This window comes from Bradyrhizobium sp., from assembly GCF_035935975.1.
GTDB lineage: Bacteria > Pseudomonadota > Alphaproteobacteria > Rhizobiales > Xanthobacteraceae > Bradyrhizobium.
Map to the genome: position 1 here is coordinate 76,042 of NZ_DASYWN010000058.1, position 13,363 is coordinate 89,404.

The window sequence follows — 13,363 nt, forward strand, 5'->3', positions numbered from 1 at the left end:
TTTCATCCATTGTGGCGCAGCGCGCGCAACAGGTCCACCGTTTAATGATGGTCATAATACTTTGATGATCCGGTCAGATCAGACGCCGGATCGCCCGCTTGCGCCACACCACCAGGTAATAGCCCATCTGCAAAACGAACATGGCGCAGAACACGATCGGATAAGCGGCCCATACGCCCTCGAGGCCGATCATGCGGCTCAGGATGATCGCCGACGGCAGCTCGATCGCGACGATGGCGAAGATCGACAGCAGCATCGGCGTCAGCGCCACGCCGGCGGCGCGCATGGCGCCGGAGAACGTCGTCGCCAGGCCGAACGGCACCGAGCTCCACAGGGCGATGTAGAGCAGCCCCTTCGCCAGATCGAGCACGGCGCCGTCGGTGATGAAGATGCCGAGCACCGCGCGCGGCGCGAGGTAGATCAGCGTCACCAGCCCGCCGGTCAGGACGAGGTTGAACGCAAGGCCCGTGCGCACGATGCCGTCGAGCCGCGCCCTATCGCCTCCGCCGACGGCCTGCGCGCCGAGGATCGAGACCGCGATCGAAATCGACATCGCCGTGAACTGCGTGTAGCCCATCACCTGGTTGACCGCGCCATAGGCAGCGGTGGCGTCGGACCCATAGCCGTTGACGAGGCCGAGCAGCACCAACTCGGCGATCGCCATCACCACCATGCCGATTGCGCTCGGCAGTCCGATGCCGAGGATTTTTCCCAGCATGGCGCGATCGAGCCTGATATGACGCAGCAATGCGGCGTCCGGCGCAAGCGCATGTTTTTTCCGCAGCAGATAGACGGCCAGCACGAGCAAGGTCACTGCGTTGGCGATCGCGGCCGCCCAGGCCGGACTGGTGATGCCGGCTGCGGGCAATCCGAGCGACCCGTGGATCAGCATCGGCGTCAGAATCAGGCCGATGGCCGTCGATAATGCCAGCGCCAGCAGCGGCGTGAGCGCATCGCCGACGCCGCGGATCATCGCCGTCATCAGCAGGAAGACGAAGCCGAGCGGCATCGTCAGCAGCATGATGCGCCCATAGGCGCTGGCCTGATCGAGAATGTCCGCGGGCGTCGCAAGCATCATCATGAGTTGCCGGCTGAAGATCCCGCCGGCCAGCGCCACCGATATCGACAGCAGCAGGCCGACCTCGAGCGTCGTGCCCACCACGCTTCTAATCTTGCCGTGCTCACCCGCGCCATAAGCCTGGCCGATCAGCACGGTGGCGCCGGTGCTGAGGCCCATGACGAAGGCGAACAGAAAGAACATCACCGGGAAGAAAACCGAGACGGCCGCGAGCGCGTCGACGCCGATCATCTGGCCGAGATAGACGTTGCTGACGGTGCCGAACAGCGATTGCAGCGCATTGCTCAACATCAAGGGCGCGAGGAAGCGGAGGAATGTGGTCCAGAGTGGCGTGGGTGTCGACATGGGTTTGCCTTTCATCAGGGCGCGCGAAGCCGTTGCCGCGCGAAGCACGCGCGGCCCGGCCGTCGATAGGGTTGAAGAAGAGAGCGCGCCTTAGGCGCGGTCGCTGTAGGCGAGCTTGACGATGTGGTCGCGGACGTCGGTCGGCCAATCGGCGATCAGTCCGGTGAAGCGTCGGCGATCATCCGCAAACAACGCGCGCGAAGCTTCCTCGAACTGCGGCAGGTTGCCGGCCATGGTCGACATGAAGTGATAGGCCGCATCGCGGGCCTGCCGCTCGCGGTCCTTGTCGCCGCTGACGCGCCTGGCCTCGTCGACGAGCTTTCGCAACGCGACCGAGGCGCCACCCGGCTGTGCGTTGAGCCATTCCCAGTGCCGCGGCAGCAGCGTCACCTCACGCGCGACCACGCCGAGCTTCGGCCGGCCGCGCCCGCGCGGTTCGGCCGACGGTGCGGCCTCCTCGACCGGCGGCGGGATCAGTTTCGCCAGGCGCGCCAGCACCTCGCGGTCGCCGCCGCGCAGATCGAAGTCGATCGACCGGCCGGTGGCGTCCTCGAAGATGATGATGGCCTCGTCCGGCCGCGGCGCCACCCGCTTGACGACGAGTGCGACCTCGCCTGCCGGCCCGGACACCAGGCGGCGCGGCCCCTGGAAGGCGGTGAAAGTCTGTTGCATTGAAATCATTGCCATATTGATGACGTTGGGGTGGTTTAATACCCGGGTAAATTATAAACGTCAATATACCCGGGTGAAAATATCCGTCCGGATGTCTCGACATTGCGGTCCCGGGCTGGCAGGTACGCGACTGATCACGCCTAGCCCCGGGGACCTCGCGATGCTGACCGTTCATCACCTCAACAATTCCCGTTCGCAGCGCGTGCTGTGGCTGCTCGAGGAATTGGGCGTGCCCTACGAGATCGTGCGCTATCAGCGTCAGCCCGACATGCGTGCGCCGAAGGAGTTGCGCGCGATCCATCCGCTCGGCAAGTCGCCTGTGATCACCGACAACGGCAACACCATCGCCGAGTCCGGTGCGATCATAGAATATCTCATAGCCACTTACGGCAACGGCCGGCTGATCCCACCGCCGAACACGCCGGAGCGGCTGCGCTTCACCTATTGGCTGCACTACGCGGAAGGCTCGGCGATGTCGCCGCTGCTGCTCAAGCTGCTGTTCACGCTGATGCCGAAGCGCGCGCCGGCTCTGCTGCGTCCGCTGGTGCGCAAGGTCTCGAATCAGGCGCTGACCGCGCTGGTCAATCCGCAACTCAAGCAGCACATGGATTATTGGGAAGGCGAGCTTGGCAAGAGCGAGTGGTTCGCCGGCAACGAGTTCACCGCCGCCGATATCCAGATGAGCTTTCCGCTTGAAGCTGCGCAAGCACGCGGCGGTCTCGAGCAGGGCCATCCCAAGGCGATGGCGTTCCTGGAGCGCATCCATGCGCGGCCGGCCTATGCGCGTGCGCTGGAAAAGGGCGGGCCGTATCAGGTGGGGCGGTAGCAATTCCCCGTCGTTCCGGGGCGCCCGAAGGGCGAACCCGGAACCTCGAGATTCTCAGGTGCGCAATTGCGCACCTGAGTTCACGCTTCGCGTGCCCCGGAATGACAGTCCGATATCAGTCCGCGTGCAGCACGCGGCCGCGCGTCTCCGGCAGCGCGAAGGCTGCGATGAAGAACAGCGCGTAGGCCACGACCGCGAACATCGCGATCGCATTGGCAAGCGACGTCGTCGCCGAGAGCGCGCCGACCAGGAACGGAAACAGCGCGCCGATGCCGCGGCCGAAATTGTAGCAGAAGCCCTGGCCCGAGCCGCGCAGCCGTGTCGGATAGAGCTCGGTCAGGAACGCGCCGATGCCGGAGAAATAGCCCGAGGCGAAGAAGCCGAGCGGGAAGCCGAGCACCCACAGGATCTCGTTGGTCAGCGGCAGCTGCGTGTAGAGCAGCACCACGGCCATCGCGCCGATCGAGAAGATCAGGAACAGGTTGCGCCGTCCGATCCGGTCGGCGAGCCAGGCGCCGACGAGATAGCCGATGAAGGAGCCGATGATCAGCGTCGAGAGATAGCCGGTCGAGCCGACGATCGACAGATGGCGCTCCTTGGTTAGGAACTGCGGCACCCAGAACGTGATGGCGTAATAGCCGCCCTGGCAGCCTGTCGCGGCGAGCGAGGCCAGGATCGTGGTCTTCAGGATCGGGCCGGAGAAAATCTCCCAGAGCGCCGGGCGATCGCCGCTGGCGGCCTGCCTGGCCCGCGCTTCGGCCGCAACCTCAGGCTCGGTGACGGAGCGGCGGATGTAGAACACCAGCAGCGCCGGCAGCGCGCCAATCACGAACATCCAGCGCCACGCGGTCTCCGCCGGCATCAGTGAGAACAGGATGGCTTGCGACAGCACCGCAAGGCCCCAGCCGACCGCCCAGCCCGACTGCACCGAGCCGACCGCGCGGCCGCGATATTGCGGCCGGATCGCCTCGCCCATCAGCACGGCGCCCGCAGCCCATTCGCCGCCGAAGCCGAGACCGAGCACGGCGCGCGCGATCAGGAGCTGGTCGAAATTCTGCACGACGGCACAGACCAGCGAGAAGAACGAGAACCAGATGATGGTGATCTGGAGCGTCCTGACGCGGCCGATATGGTCGGAGAGGTAGCCGCCGAGCCAGCCGCCGATCGCGGAGGCCAGCAGCGTCACCGTGCCGGCAAGGCCGGCCGAGGCCGCATCGACCTTCCACAGCGCGATGATGGTGCCGATCACCAGCGGATAGATCATGAAGTCCATGCCGTCGAGCGCCCAGCCTGCGGCGCAGGCCCAGAACGTCCGCCGCTCCGACGGGTTCATGTCGCGGTAGAAGGCGAGAAGGCTGGTGTCTTCGATTTCGGCGCGCTCGATGCGCTGGTTCGGATCGGCTGTGGTCATGTGCGTTTCCCCGGCAGTTTCTTGTAAACCGGCGCGGTGGTAGCATGGGCGGCAGCGCGCGCAAGCGGGCGCGCGCGACCGTGCCATGCAACGGCGATGTTACTGTCCCGCGGCCTCCGCGCCGCGCGTGCGCGGATCGGGCGCGCCGAGCGCACCGTTCGGCGTCACGAGAATCGAATTGGCTGACGTCTGTCCCATCGGCTCGACGACGACGTGGTCCATCGCTTTCAGCTCACGCAGGACATCGTCGGAAAAGCCGCGCTCGATGCGCACCTCGTCCGGCAGCCATTGATGATGCAGCCGCGGCGAGGCGACGGCGGCGGCAACGTCCATCTTGTAGTCGAGCACGTTGACGATCACCTGGAGCACGGTGGAGATGATGCGGCTGCCGCCGGGCGAGCCCGTGACCAGCACCGGCTTGCCGTCCTTCAGTACGATGGTCGGTGACATCGAGGACAGCGGTCGCTTGCCCGGCCCGGGCAGATTGGCCTCGTAGCCGACGAGGCCATAGGCATTGGAAGCGCCGACCGCTGCGGTGAAATCGTCAAGCTCGTTGTTGAGCAGCACACCGGTGCCCTCGGCAACGAGACCGACGCCGTAGCTGAAGTTCAGCGTATAGGTGTTGCTGACGGCGTTGCCGCGACTGTCGACGACGGAATAGTGCGTGGTGTTGGTGCCCTCGCGCGGCGCGGGAGGGGCGGCAACGAGCTGCTTCGACGGCGTGGCGCGATCCGTGGAGATGCCGGCGCGCAGCTTGGCGGCGTAGTCCTTGGCGGTAAGGGTCTCGATCGGCGCGTTGACGAAGGCGGGATCGCCGAGATAGCGCGCGCGGTCCGCATAGGCGCGCTTCATGGCCTCGATCAGCAGATGCAGTGAGGCGGGCGATCCCTGCTTGAGATCGGCGAGCTGAAAGCCTTCGAGGATGTTGAGCGTCTCGACCAGCACCACGCCGCCGGAGGACGGCAGCGGCATCGAGACGATGTCATAGCCGCGATAATTGCCGCGGACCGGCGCGCGGATCACCGCTTGATACGATTTCAGATCGGCCGGCGTCATGATGCCGCCGGCATCGGAGATGGCCTTGGCCAGCTTTTCCGCGACCGGCCCCTCATAAAAGCCGCGCGGCCCCTGCGTTGCGATGGCCGACAGTGTCTCGGCGAGATCGCTCTGCACCAGCCGGTCACCCTCGCCGAGCGGGGTGCCGTCAGGGCGTGAGAAGATCGTTGCCGAAGCGGGCCAGCGCTTGAGGCGCGGGTGCCAGGTCGTCAGCGTGTCGGCCATGTCGTCGGTGAGGACAAAGCCGTCGCGCGCCAGCGCGATCGCAGGCTCGATCAATTGCGCCAGCGTGAATTGGCCCGAGCCGTATTTCTCCACCGCCAGGGAAAAACCGGCAACGGTGCCGGGCACGCCGACCCCGAGTGCGGAATCGCGCGACTTCGCCGGCTCGGGCTTGCCGTCCGGCCCAAGAAAGATCTGCGGCGTGGTCGCCGCCGGCGCCGTCTCGCGATAGTCGATCGTGATGTCTTCGTTGCGCTCCGCCGAATGGATCACCATGAAGCCGCCGCCGCCGATATTGCCGGCACGCGGATAGGTCACGGCCATCGCGAAGCCGGTGGCGACTGCGGCATCGATCGCGTTGCCGCCGCGCCGCAGGATATCGGCGCCGATTTGCGCGGATATCTTCTCCTGCGCCACCACCATGCCATGCTCGGCCGGGACGGCGTGCACGGTGTCGAGCGCGGGCGGGACATAGCCTCGTCGTGCATCCTGCGCGGTTGCTGATGCAAGACCAAACGCCAGAGTGGCGATCAGGGCTAAAAAAGTTCGCCGTGTCGAAAATGATGACATCATCAAAATTTCCGCCGGGCCTTCGGGCCAATTCAAACGCGTCGCTGTAATGCTATACGGTTTGCGCTAAGAGGGGCAAAACTGTTCGTGATGGGGACTACGGAATGACGACGATCGCACCGGATGCGCGCATGGCTGGCGCGCCGCGGACCTATCCTCCGCGCTCGGCCGTCGTCAGCTGGATCTTCTTCGACTGGGCCGCGCAGCCTTACTTCACGCTGATCACGACCTTCGTGTTCGCGCCCTATTTCGCCACCAGCATCGCGCCAAATGCAGCCACCGGGCAATCGCTGTGGGGCTTTGCGATGGCGGCGGCGGGCCTTGCCATCGCGCTGATGTCGCCCGTGCTGGGCGCCATCGCGGATGCTTCGGGCCGCAGGAAGCCCTGGATCGCTGGATTCGGCGCATTGCTGGTGCTGGCGTCCTGCACGCTGTGGATCGGCAAGCCCGGCGATCCCTCGGTCATTCCGCCCCTGCTCACCGCGGTCGCGCTCGCCAGTGTCGGCGCGGAATTCGCCACGGTCTTCAACAATGCGATGATGCCGACCCTGGTGCCGCCGGATCGCATCGGCCGGCTCTCCGGCACCGGCTGGGCCACGGGCTATATCGGCGGTATCGTCAGCCTGATCATCGTGCTCGGCTTCCTCGCAGCCAATCCCGAGACCGGCCGCACGCTGCTCGGCTTCACGCCGCTGTTCGGGCTCGATCCCGCAACCCACCAGGGCGATCGCGCCGCGGGACCGCTGACCGGGATATGGTTCATCATCTTCGTGACGCCGATGTTCCTGTTCACGCCGGACTATCCGGCGAAACGGCCGGTGCGCGAGGCGCTGCGCGAAGGCCTGGCGGAGCTGAAGCAATCGATCAAGAGCCTGCCGCAGCAGAAGTCGCTCGCGGCGTTCCTGCTCGCCAACATGATCTACACCGACGGGCTTGTGTCGCTGTTCGCGTTCGGCGGCATCTATGCGGCGGGCACGTTCGGCTGGCACACGATCCAGATCGGCACCTTCGGCATCATGCTTGCGATTGCCGGCACCTTCGGCGCATGGCTCGGCGGCAAGCTGGATGATCGTCTCGGGCCGAAGCGCGTCATCGCTGGCAGCTTGCTGGTCCTGTTGCTGTCGGTGGCGGCGATCCTGCTGGTCGACAAGGACAGCGTCTTGTTCGTCAAGGTCGCGCCGCCTCTGGCCGGCGCGCCGCTGTTCTCGAGCGCGGCGGAGCGCGCTTATCTGGTGCTGGGTTGTCTCATCGGTGCGGCCGGTGGACCGCTGCAGGCGGCGTCGCGCACGCTGCTGATCCGCCTCGCGCCGAAAGATCGCATCGCGCAGTATTTCGGTCTGTTCGCGTTGACCGGGAAGGTGACGTCCTTCATCGGTCCTCTGCTGATCGGTGTGATCACCGCGGCCACGGCGAGCCAGAAGGCCGGCATGGCCGTGCTGGTGGTGTTCTTCGTGACAGGGTTCGGGCTGTTGATGCGCGTGAAGGACTAACCGCCGTCCGTAGCCCGGATGGAGCCAACGGGTCGGCGCAAAGCGCCGCCCGATGACAGGCTCCGCGCAATCCGGGGCAGTCGTTGTGGGATTGCGAAACCCGGATTTCGCTATGCTCCATCCGGGCTACGCGCGTGGTGAGGCTTAGTGCCTGAAGTGCCGCGTGCCGGTGAACACCATGGCGATGCCGTGCTCGTCGGCGGCCTTGATCACCTCGTCGTCGCGCATCGAGCCGCCGGGCTGCACCACGGCGGTGGCGCCGGCCTCGATGCAGGCGAGCATGCCGTCGGCGAACGGGAAGAACGCATCCGATGCCACCACCGAGCCCTTGGTGAGCGGCTCGGCGAGCTTCAGCTCGTTGGCCGCATCCTGCGCCTTGCGTGCCGCAATCCGCGCTGAATCCACCCGGCTCATCTGGCCCGCGCCGATGCCGACGGTTGCGAGATCCTTGGCGTAGATGATGGTGTTGGACTTGACGTGCTTGGCGACCCGGAACGCGAACTTGAGGTCGCGCATCTCCGCGTCCGTCGGTGCACGCTTGGTCACGACCTTGAAGGTCATGTCGTCAACCACCGCATTGTCACGGCTCTGCACGAGCAGGCCGCCGGCGACCGTCTTGGCGGTGAGGCCGGGCGCGCGCGGATCGGGCAGGCTGCCGGCGAGCAGCAGGCGCAGGTTCTTGCGCGCGCCGATGATGGAGATCGCCTCCTCGCTGGCGTCGGGCGCGATGATCACCTCGGTGAAGATCTTCGTGATTTCGCGCGCGGTGTCGGCGTCGAGCGCGCGGTTCATCGCGATGATGCCGCCGAACGCCGAGGTGGAATCGCAGGCCAGCGCCTTGCGATAGGCGTCGACGAGGTTCGCGCCTTCCGCCACGCCGCAGGGGTTGGCGTGCTTGACGATGACGCAGGCCGCGGTGCGCCTGGCGTCGAACTCGCCGATGCATTCATAGGCCGCATCGGTGTCGTTGATGTTGTTGTAGGAGAGCTCCTTGCCCTGGAGCTGCCGCGCGGTCGAGACGCCCGGGCGCTTGTCGGGCGTCGCGTAGAACGCCGCGGTCTGGTGTGGGTTCTCGCCGTAGCGCAGCGACTGGATCAGCCGGCCGCCGAAGGCGCGGAAGTCGGGCGCGTCGATTTCGAGCTGGCGGTTGAACCAGTTGGAGATCGCGGCGTCATAGGCGCCGGTGCGCGCATAGGCCTTCGCGGCAAGGCGCCGGCGCAGCTTCAGCGTGGTCGCGCCGTTGTTGGCGGCGAGCTCGTCGAGCACGGCCTTGTAGTCCTCGGCCTCGACTACGACAGCGACGTCGTCATGGTTCTTCGCGGCAGCGCGGATCATCGCGGGACCGCCGATGTCGATATTCTCGATGCAATCCTCGAAGCCCGCGCCTTTGTCGACGGTCGCCTCGAACGGATAGAGATTGACGACGAGCAGGTCGATCGGCGCGATGCCGTGCGCCTTCATCGCCTCGGCATGTTCCTTGTTGTCGCGGATCGCGAGCAGGCCGCCATGCACCTTCGGATGCAGCGTCTTGACGCGGCCGTCCATCATCTCGGGGAAGCCGGTGAGGTCGGACACGTCCTTCACCTTGAGGCCGGCCGCGGCGATCGCTTTTGCGGTGCCGCCGGTCGAGACCAGCTCGACATCATGCGCGGCAAGCGCCTTGGCGAACTCGATCAGGCCGGTCTTGTCGGAAACGGAGAGAAGGGCGCGGGTGACGCGGCGGGGATGGTCAGTCATGAGCAAGATCCTCTGCTAAGGGAGTGTCTATGCCCAGGCGCGCGGCGGATATGTGTCGCGCTTCCCGATGGTGCTCCATCCAAGGTCGCCAGTCGCGCGAACGAGCGCTCGATAGCAGCTTTCGGCCGTTTTCACAACGACGAGATGGGGCCGAATTCGCCTGTTTACAGCGGAAGTTCCGGCTCGCGCCGGGCGTTGCGGCGGGCATTGGTGACCGCCGGCGAGGCGCTGGAGCGGACAAAGCTCCAGCGGATCGAAGGCGCCTGCCGCGCATCCTGCCGGATCACGATCTGGGCGGTGCGGCGCGGGCCGTCATTGCCGGCCAGGAACACGCTGTCCTCGAGGTCGACCTTGTCGTCCAGGGCTTCGAAGGTCCAGACGTCGCGGTTCGGCAGCACCAGCATGACGCCGCGCGCATCCGACAGCCGGCTCGCCTTCACCGCGGGATGCAGATGGAAGCGCAGCGCGAAATCGGCATCGGCGCCCCTGAAGCGCCCGCCCTGCGGCGGCGACAGCGTGTCCTCGCCGTCGATGCGCGCGCCGTCATTGGCGACCATCAGCACACGGCGATGGATCGCGCCGAACTTGGAGAGATAGCCGTCATGCGAGGTCGTGAGCAGCGTGCCGTTCTGCACCACCTCGCGATAGCTCTCGACCTCGACCGGGCCGCTGGTGACGGGCGAGCCGTGCAGCAGCCGCTTCATCGCCGACATCTCGACGAACTGGCACGAGGAGGTCTCGTGATAGGTCAGCGTCGAATGCGCCGCGGTGCTGCGCGCGAACGGCCGCCAATTGTCGCGGCCCGTGGTCGGCATGCCGCAATTGGTGACGATGCGGCTGATGCCGGACGACAGTTCGAACGACAGGCAGCCGGCATGGGCGTCGTGGCTGACGCCGGCCGGCGGCGGCGGACCGGTGTCGATGATCAGCGTGGTCTGGCCGGCATCGAGGCGCTGAAAGCCGGTATGCGGCATGTTCGCCATCGGCGCGCCGTGGGTGTCATCATAGGCAAGCAGCGTCGCGAGCAAATCCGACGGCGTCGCGCTCATGCCGTTGAACAGCGCGAAATTGCCGTCGCCGTGGCGGAAGAAGCGCAGCATCGGCATCATGCGATCGATCGCGTTGAGCAACGCCGGCGGCGGCGCGATGTTGCGTGCGGCAAAGGTCTGTCGCAGCGGCAGCAAATCGATCAGGAGCTCGATCAGCGCGCCCGGATTGCGCGAGATGTGGCCGCCATCGGGCAGGATCTGCCGCTGCAATTCATCCGAGAGCTTTTTCGACGCGCTACGGATGTGCCGCGCCTGGTTGGCGAGGCACAGCGCCGCGTAGCACAGCGCGATCAGCACCTGCAGCTTCGGCACCCCGTCGGGGATGTCGACCATGGTGTAGCGCAGGAAGCGGATCTCGCGCGCGAGCGCCCGCAAGTAACGGCGGTAGAACTTGTTGTCGGTGTCGTTGAGCACCAGCGGCGCCTGCGACAGCAGCGAGATCACGCGCCGCGCCAGCACGTCGGCGCGCCGCGCGACGGGGCGGCGCTTGTTGGCGGGATTGGCGATCCAGTCCTCGACCAGCGCGCGCGCATTGGCCCGCGTCAGCGCGGTGTCGGCGGCGCGCAAATGGCGCAGCCAGCCGAAGCCGAGCAGTGCGACCTCCCAATCCTCCGACGGCGGCTCGAGATCGAAGATCGAGCGGCCGTGGCAATTGACGATCTTGCCGGCGAAGACGAAGCGGCCGGCATAGATCTCGGCGGCACGCGTCGCATCCGCCGTGCGCAGATCATGCGGCGCGATGATGAGCCGGTCGGTGCGGCCGGGCCAGACCCGCGACAGCGCAACCGAACCGCCGCTCGCGCGCGCGAGCATGTTCCGCGCGAAGCGGTTCATCACCAGCGTCGAGATACGTCTGCGTTGAGCGACCGACACGCCTTGCCTTGAAGGGGGAACGGATTCCGACGAATCCTTATTAACGAATCCTTATTAATCCCAAAATCGCCCGCCTGACACCACCCTGAACGGGACGAATCAGCGTCGAAGTTGCAAAAACCGGTGCAAAATCAGGATTTAACGAGCCGGGCCGCGAAGAATCCGTCGAGCCCGCCGAGCTTGGGATCGGCGTTCGGCAGATGGCTGGGCAGGGTGCGCAGGTCGCCATCGGCAGTGATGATTTCGTCGAGGCCGGCGACCTCGGACGCCGCGATCGGCACACGCCGGAGCGCAGGCTCTGCGGCTAGCAGCGTGGCCACGGCCTGCTCGCCTTCCTCGGGTTCCAGCGAACAGGTGCAATAGACCAGCGTCCCGCCGGGCTTGAGCAGCGAGACGGATTTCTTCAGCAACCGCTGCTGGAGCGCAGTCAGGGTGGCAATGTCGGATTCCTGCCGGAGCCAGGCGACATCAGGATGGCGGCGGATCGTGCCGGTCGAGGTGCAGGGCGCATCGATCAGGATGCCGTCAAAGCCCTCGGCCGGTCCGGCCCATTCCACCGCGTCGGCGACGACAGTCTCGGCCTGGAGCGACAGCCGCGTCAGGTTTTCGCGCAGCCGCGCGACCCGGGCGGGCGAGCGGTCGATCGCGGTGACGTGCGCACCGGCCTGCGCCAGTTGCGCGGTCTTGCCGCCGGGGGCGGCGCAGAGATCGGCGATGGACTTGCCCTTGATGTCGCCGAACAATCGCGCCGGCAGGGCAGCGGCGGCGTCCTGCACCCACCATTGTCCTTCGGCAAAGCCGGGCAACATGGTCACCGAGCCGTGCAGCAGCATCCGCACCGTCCCGGTCGGCAGCGTCTCGCCATGCAGGCGGCTCGCCCATTGCGCGGCATCCGACTTCACGGTGAGATCGAGCGAGGGCTCATGGCCGAGCGCCAGCGCCATGTCCCGCGCGGTCGCTTCACCGTAATGCGCGCTCCAGCGCGCGAGCATCCAGGGCGGCAGGTCCAGCGATTGCGCGGCGACTTCTTCGACCAACGCCTGGCCCTCGCGCGCGCAGCGGCGCAGCACGGCGTTGACGAGGCCGGCATAGCGCGCGGCGCGCCGGTCGGATTGCACGAGGCGAACGGAGAGATCGACCGCGGCGTGATCGGGCACGTCCATCCAGAGAATCTGCGCGGCGCCGATCAGCAGCGCGCTTTGCGCGCGCGGTGCGTCGGTGGGAATGCCCTTGTCGAGCAGGCGGGACAGCACGTGGCCGAGCGTGCCGAGCCGGCGCAGCACGGTCGCAACGAGCCGGCGCATCAGCGCGCGGTCGCGATCGGCCAGCGTCTTCAGTCCGGGATGGGCGCCGCCGCCGTCGAGCTGGTCGTCAAGCGTGCGGTGCTTGTGCAGCACGCCGTCGACGATGTCGGCGGCAATCCGCCGCGCCGCAAGACCAGGCACTTCGGATGGAGGGGCGAAACGTTGAGATGGCATGCGGCTTAAGGTTCTTGGCGAGCGGCAGTTCCGCCGCAATGGGCGCATGCCTTGAGAAGGCGATCTCTGGCACGCGAATATGCCAAATGTAAGAATGGGCTCTCGCGTTTACAGGCCACGATCACCATTTCAGCAATGCGATATTGCACCTCGCACGCGCCATGATCCTGCGCTAGGAACGACTCGATGAGTGACCAGCCCTCCGTTCCCGATCGCAAGCAACTCCCTCCGGCCGCCCAGCGAGCGCTGGCTGAGGCGGAAGCGCGCCGGCAGGCCGCAGCGGCGGCGCATGCTGGAGCGGCGCCCAAGGAATTGCAGGGACCGAAGGGGCCTGAACCCACCCGCTACGGGGATTGGGAGCGCAAAGGTATCGCTTCGGACTTTTAAGGCACCTTGCCGGTTCAGCCGACTCAGCCCTAGAGCAGATTCTGATCAGACGCGATCATAACCGGCCGCGGCGAAGAAGTTCAGGCACTCTTGGGCGGTGAAGGCGGCCATGGCGAGGGCGATAGCGTTGTCCAAAGCCTCGATTGATCTGGCTGCGGCCTTTCGAAGG

10 protein-coding genes and 1 riboswitch are annotated in these 13,363 nt (G+C 66.3%); of the genes, 3 read left to right on the forward strand and 7 right to left on the reverse strand.

Annotated elements, in window-relative coordinates:
* Positions 1 to 73: 73 nt before the first annotated feature.
* Both VGR99_RS37830 and VGR99_RS37835 read right to left on the reverse strand, forming a co-directional pair.
* A complete protein-coding gene (locus VGR99_RS37830; RefSeq protein ID WP_326905032.1) occupies positions 74 to 1,423 on the reverse strand; it encodes an MATE family efflux transporter in 1,350 nt (449 codons plus the stop codon).
* 90 nt (positions 1,424 to 1,513) lie between these two features.
* On the reverse strand, positions 1,514 to 2,095 hold the full coding sequence (locus tag VGR99_RS37835; protein WP_414645220.1) for a DUF2239 family protein: 582 nt from the start codon (positions 2,093 to 2,095) through the stop codon (positions 1,514 to 1,516).
* Positions 2,096 to 2,255: 160 nt separating this feature from the next.
* Here VGR99_RS37835 and VGR99_RS37840 point away from each other — a divergent pair, with 160 nt between their 5' ends.
* The gene (locus VGR99_RS37840; RefSeq protein WP_148752794.1) at positions 2,256 to 2,921 is read left to right on the forward strand and encodes a glutathione S-transferase family protein; all 666 of its coding nucleotides are present in this window, start codon (positions 2,256 to 2,258) and stop codon (positions 2,919 to 2,921) included.
* A 115-nt stretch (positions 2,922 to 3,036) separates the two neighbouring features.
* Here VGR99_RS37840 and VGR99_RS37845 read toward each other — a convergent pair whose 3' ends face one another.
* Both VGR99_RS37845 and ggt read right to left on the reverse strand, forming a co-directional pair.
* Positions 3,037 to 4,332, reverse strand: a complete 1,296-nt coding sequence (locus tag VGR99_RS37845) for an MFS transporter (protein ID WP_326905034.1) — start codon at positions 4,330 to 4,332, stop codon at positions 3,037 to 3,039.
* A gap of 99 nt (positions 4,333 to 4,431) precedes the next feature.
* Complete coding sequence (ggt, locus tag VGR99_RS37850) at positions 4,432 to 6,183, reverse strand: gamma-glutamyltransferase (protein ID WP_326905035.1); 1,752 nt, start codon at positions 6,181 to 6,183, stop codon at positions 4,432 to 4,434.
* Positions 6,184 to 6,284: 101 nt separating this feature from the next.
* On the opposite strand from ggt, the gene VGR99_RS37855 reads away from it, so the two are divergent.
* Complete coding sequence (locus tag VGR99_RS37855) at positions 6,285 to 7,670, forward strand: MFS transporter (protein ID WP_326905036.1); 1,386 nt, start codon at positions 6,285 to 6,287, stop codon at positions 7,668 to 7,670.
* A gap of 144 nt (positions 7,671 to 7,814) precedes the next feature.
* Here the strand turns inward: VGR99_RS37855 and purH are convergent, their stop codons facing one another.
* From purH to VGR99_RS37870, 3 genes are all read right to left on the reverse strand, one after another.
* Positions 7,815 to 9,407 (reverse strand): bifunctional phosphoribosylaminoimidazolecarboxamide formyltransferase/IMP cyclohydrolase, encoded by a 1,593-nt coding sequence (gene purH, locus VGR99_RS37860; protein ID WP_326905037.1) that lies wholly within the window; start codon positions 9,405 to 9,407, stop codon positions 7,815 to 7,817.
* A 24-nt stretch (positions 9,408 to 9,431) separates the two neighbouring features.
* Positions 9,432 to 9,513, reverse strand: a riboswitch (ZMP/ZTP riboswitch).
* 58 nt (positions 9,514 to 9,571) lie between these two features.
* Positions 9,572 to 11,290: a heparinase II/III family protein gene (locus VGR99_RS37865; protein WP_326905046.1), complete on the reverse strand. Its 1,719-nt coding sequence runs from the start codon at positions 11,288 to 11,290 to the stop codon at positions 9,572 to 9,574.
* Positions 11,291 to 11,460: 170 nt separating this feature from the next.
* Entirely contained in the window at positions 11,461 to 12,807 is a 1,347-nt protein-coding gene (locus VGR99_RS37870) for an RsmB/NOP family class I SAM-dependent RNA methyltransferase (protein ID WP_326905038.1), read from the reverse strand.
* A gap of 186 nt (positions 12,808 to 12,993) precedes the next feature.
* Between VGR99_RS37870 and VGR99_RS37875 the strand changes: the two genes are divergently transcribed.
* On the forward strand, positions 12,994 to 13,194 hold the full coding sequence (locus tag VGR99_RS37875) for a succinate dehydrogenase assembly factor 4 (RefSeq protein ID WP_326905039.1): 201 nt from the start codon (positions 12,994 to 12,996) through the stop codon (positions 13,192 to 13,194).
* The last annotated feature ends 169 nt before the right edge of the window (positions 13,195 to 13,363 follow it).